At 68.8% G+C, this 4,748-nt stretch carries 1 protein-coding gene; it reads left to right on the forward strand.

Going from position 1 to position 4,748, the window contains the following annotated elements:
- Positions 1 to 4,748, forward strand: a 4,748-nt coding sequence (locus NGR01S_RS29710; RefSeq protein ID WP_157107515.1) for a condensation domain-containing protein, incomplete at both ends; no start/stop codon positions are given.

Genomic DNA, 4,748 nt, shown 5'->3' on the forward strand with positions numbered 1-4,748 from the left:
CGTCCGGTTCGACGGGTCTGCCCAAGGGTGTTGTGGTCAGCCATGCGGGTTTGGCGAATTTCAGTGCCGAACAGGTCGAGCGTTACCGGTTGGGCCCGGATTCGCGGGCGCTGGCGTTCGCGTCGCCGAGCTTCGATGCCTCGATTCTGGAGTTGTTGCTGGCGGTCGGTTCGGCCGGTGCGCTCGTGGTGGTGCCGACCGGTACCTACGGTGGTGCCGAGCTGGGGGAGCTGATCTCGCGTGAAGGGGTGACGGTGGGTTTGATCACGCCGTCGGTACTCGGATCGCTGGATCCGGCGGATCTCGCCGGAATGGAAGTCATCGTCGCCGGTGGTGAGGCCATTTCGGCCGATCTGATGGCGAAGTGGTCGACCACACCCGAAGGCGGGGTCGAGCGTCGCTTCCACAACGCCTACGGCCCGACCGAGGCGACGGTCGCCACCAATATCAGTGGTGTCCTGCACGCCGGTGATCGGGTCACCATCGGTGGCCCGGTGCGGGGTATGCGCACCCTGGTGCTCGACGACCGGCTCAACCCGGTGCCCGAAGGTGTGGCCGGTGAGCTGTATGTCGGAGGCATCCAGCTGGCACGCGGCTACCACGCTCGTCCCGGCTTGACCGCTGAGCGATTCGTCGCCGATCCGTACGGCGAACCCGGGTCGCGGCTCTACCGCACGGGTGATGTGGTGCGCTGGCGTCGTGATGCCGCGGGTGATCCGGCGGTGGAGTATGTGGGTCGTAACGACTTCCAGGTGAAGGTTCGTGGTTTCCGTATCGAGCTCGGTGAGATCGATGCGGCGCTGACCGCGCACGAAACCGTCGATTTCGCCGTCACCACCGGACACAAGAATGCCGCGGGCGCGGTATCGCTCGTCTCCTACGTGGTGGCGGCCTCCGGCGTCACCGTGGATGTCACGGCGCTGACCGGGTACGTCGCCGAGCGGCTGCCCGACTACATGGTGCCGGCGGCCGTTATGGTCATCGACCGGATCCCGCTGACCCCCGCCGGGAAACTGGACCGCAAAGCGCTGCCCGAACCGGTGTTCCAGGCGCGTACCGCCTTCCGCGGGCCGCGCACACCGGTCGAGCAGACCATCGCCGAGGTCTTCGCCGAGGTCCTGGGCGTGGACCAGGTCGGTGTGGACGATTCGTTCTTCGCCCTCGGCGGCGACAGCATCGTGTCCATTCAGCTGGTGTCCCGCGCCAAGGCCCGCGGTGTGGTCTTCAGCCCGCGGCACGTCTTCGAACAGCGGACGGTGGCCGGGCTGGCCGCCGTCGCCGAATCCGCCGATGCCGACAGTGTGACGAGCACGCTCGTCGAACTGCCGGGCGGCGGCGTCGGCACCATGCCGCTGACGCCGATCGTGCGGTTCATGGCCGAACGGCCCGGTTCGTTCGGGCGTTTCCACCAGCTCATCACCCTGGACCTCCCGATCGGCATCGACCGGGAGACCATTGCCGCCGTGGTCGGCCCGGTGGTCGACCGGCACGATATGTTGCGGTCGCGGCTGTACTCCACCGATGGCGACTGGGTCGTGGAAACCGGCGAGCCGGGCAGTGTCGAGGTGGACGCGCTGATCGACCACACCGTGTTCGACGGTGCCGTCACCGGTACCGAACTGTCCGAGATCGCCACGGCCGCGGTCGATACCGCGTTGGACCGGCTCGATCCCGAGCGCGGTGTGGTGGTCCGGTTCGTCTGGCTGGAACCCGATACCGCCGAGCGCAACGGGCATCTGGTGGTCATCGTGCACCACCTCGCCGTCGACGGCGTGTCGTGGCGCGTGCTGGTACCCGATCTCGTGTTGTCCGCCGTCGCGCGCAGCGCCGGCCAGATCCCCCAACTGCCCGCACCGGTCACCTCCATGCGGACGTGGGCGCATGCGCTCGAGCGCGATGCCCACAGCGCGGAACGGCTCGCGGAACTGGCGTACTGGCGCACCGTGGCCGGTACCGCCGATCCGCTGCTCACCGAGCGCCGGATGGATCCCGCGGTGGATACCGCCGGGTCCGTCGCGGTCCACGCGGTGCGGGTATCGCCGGAGGTCACTCAGACCCTCCTCACCACCGTGCCTGCGCTGTTCCACGGCGGGGTGAACGACGGTCTGCTCACCGCGCTCGTCCTGGCGACCGCGGCCTGGCGGACGCGGCGTGTGCCCGGTGTCGCGCCGGACGACCCGCTGCTGATCCGGCTCGAGGGTCACGGTCGTGAGGAAGAGGTCGCGCCCGGCGCCGACCTGTCCCGTACGGTCGGCTGGTTCACCGCGCTCTTCCCGGTCCGTTTCGAGCCGGCCGGTATCGATATCGAGGCCGCCCTCGCCGGCGAGCCGGAACTGGGCGCCGCGCTCAAGCTCGTCAAGGAGCAATTGCTCGCGGTCCCGGACAAGGGCGTCGGTTACGGCCTGCTGCGGTACATGAACTCCGAGACCGCCGCCGAGTTCCCGCGGGAGATGCCGGGCCAGGTGAACTTCAACTACCTGGGTCGCGTCGGCGCCGGTGAGATTCCGGAGGAGATGCACGGATTCGGCTGGCTCCCGGCGGCCGATCTGGCCGTGGATGTCGGCTACGACGCGGATATGCCGGCCATGGCGCTGCTGGACATCAACGCCATCGTGGTCGGCGATACGCTGACCGCGCGCATCGGCTACCCGTCCACGCTGCTGTCGGCGGACGAGGCCCGCGAATTCGGAGACCTGTGGGTACGGGCGCTGGAAGCGGTGGCCCGCCATGCCGGTTCCGCGGACGCGGGCGGCCATACGCCGTCGGACTTCCCGCTGGTCGCGGTTTCGCAGCCGGCCATCGAGGGGATCGAGCAGCGGTTCCCGATGCGGGTCGCCGATCTGTGGCCGCTGTCCTCGCTCCAGGCCGGCATGCTGTTCCACGCACAACTCGCCGCCACCTCGGTGGATGTGTACACCGCGCAGGCGGTGCTCACCCTGACCGGCCGGGTGGACGCCGAACGGCTCCGGGCGGCAGCGCAGGCCCTGGTGGACCGCTACGAGAATCTGCGCACGGTGTTCGTCACCGACCGTGCGGGTGACTCGGTGCAGGTCGTCCTCGATGAGGTGCCGGTCGACTGGACCGAGCACGACCGCAGCGCCACCGGCACGGCCGACGACCTCGTCGACGCCGACCGGCTGCGGCGTTTCGATCTCACCGAACCGAAGCTGATCAGGTTCACCCTGATCAAGACCGGAGCCGACACCTGGCAGTTCGTGGTGTCCAACCACCACATCCTGCTGGACGGCTGGTCCATGCCGCTGCTCATGCAGGATCTGCTGACGCTGTACGCCGTCCGCGCCGACGGCACCGCGCTGCCCGCGGCCCGCTCCTACCGGCACTTCCTGGACTGGGTCGGCAGGCAGGATCACCCGGCGTCGCTGGCGGTGTGGTCCGAGGCACTGGCCGGGGTGAGCGAGCCGACCCTGCTCAGCCGCCCGGAAACCGGGGGCGGCGATTCCACGCACGAGATCGAGGCCCTGTCCGGCGAATACACCTTCGAGCTGGATACCGCGGCCACGGCACGGATCACCGCGCTGGCCGCCGAACTCGGTATCACCGCCAACACGGTGCTGCAGGTGGCGTGGGCGATACTGCTCGGCCGGATCACCGGCCGCGACGATGTGCTGTTCGGCGCCACCGTGTCCGGTCGCCCACCGCAGCTGGCCGGGGTGGAGACCATGGTCGGGTTGTTCATCAACACCGTCCCGGTCCGGGTGCGGTTCGATCAGGACGAACCCCCGCGCGCACTGCTCACCCGGACCCAGGGCGAACAGGCGGATCTGCTGGACCACCACTATGTGGGTCTGGCCGATATCCAGGGCGCGGCCGGACTGGCGACCCTGTTCGACACCCTGCTGGTGTTCGAGTCGTATCCGGTGGACGCCGAGGGTATCCAGGCGCAGGCCACCGATATCGACGGGATGGCGGTGACCGGTTTGAGCGCGGTCGACGCCACCCACTATCCGCTGAGCCTGATCGCCGCGCTGGGCAGCACGCTGCGGATCCGCGCCGGCTATCAGCGGGACATGTTCGACGAAGCCGATGTGCGCCGGATCGCCGACCGGCTGGTGCGGGTGCTCGCCGCCGTCACCGAGACCCCCGACCGGCCGATCGGTGAAATCGAACTGCTGGACGGCGGGGAACGCGACCGGGTGCTGCGCGCGTGGAACGACACCGCGCACACCGTCGATACCGCCGCGACGCTGGCCTCGATGTTCTACGCGCAGAGCGTCCGCACCCCGGAGGCGCCCGCTCTGACCTTCGGGACGGAGACCCTCTCCTACGCCGATTTCGCGGCCCGGGTGAATCTGCTCGCGCGGTGGCTGGTCGACCGCGGGGTGGGGCCGGAGTCGTATGTGGCCCTGGGTATGCGGCGTTCGATCGATCTGGTGGTCGGTATGTACGCGGTCATCGTCGCCGGTGGCGCCTATGTGCCGCTGGATCCGGATCATCCGGCCGAGCGCACCGAGTACATCCTGGCCACCGCCGATCCGATCTGTGTGCTCACCTCCGGCGACGATCTGCCGATCGATACCGCTCAGGTGCGGATCGACCGGCTGGATCTGAGCGCGTACACGGATACCCCGGTGACCGATGTCGAGCGTCGTGCGCCGTTGCGTCCGTCGAATACGGCGTATGTGATCTTCACGTCGGGTTCGACGGGTCGCCCGAAGGGTGTGGCGGTGTCGCATGCGGCGATCGTGAACCGTTTGGTGTGGATGCAGTCCGAGTATGGTTTGGCCGCG

It is taken from the genome of Nocardia grenadensis NBRC 108939 (genome assembly GCF_001613445.1).
GTDB classification, from domain to species: domain Bacteria; phylum Actinomycetota; class Actinomycetes; order Mycobacteriales; family Mycobacteriaceae; genus Nocardia; species Nocardia grenadensis.